This window comes from Geobacillus sp. WSUCF1, from assembly GCF_000422025.1.
GTDB classification, from domain to species: domain Bacteria; phylum Bacillota; class Bacilli; order Bacillales; family Anoxybacillaceae; genus Geobacillus; species Geobacillus zalihae.
On sequence record NZ_ATCO01000325.1, the window covers coordinates 1 to 306 of the forward strand.

At 34.6% G+C, this 306-nt stretch carries 1 pseudogene; it reads right to left on the reverse strand.

The features are described from left to right. Positions 1-161, reverse strand: a pseudogene (locus I656_RS19645) (RNA-guided endonuclease TnpB family protein); the annotation flags it as partial. Positions 162-306: the final 145 nt, after the last annotated feature.

A 306-nucleotide genomic window follows, 5' to 3' on the forward strand; every position in this document is an offset into this window, starting at 1 on the left:
TTTTTCTCATAATTAAGAAATTCCTTGTGTTCAAAATAGTATTGTCTGACATTGTACAATCCGACGTTGTACATGTTCTTGGCAATATGGCACAGTTCTCGAAGAGTCAAGTATTCTTCTTTGGTCAAACCATTTAGCTGTTGTTTGATACAAAAATACATGTTTTCACCTCCCATCTAACTATATGATACTATATTTTACTGAATCTATCCTATTTTCAGCAAAATATAGTTAAGGCGATTCATCTCCCACTTACTCCGCTTCGCTTCGTTGAAGTGGGAGTCTTCTCGCCTAATTAAGATAAAA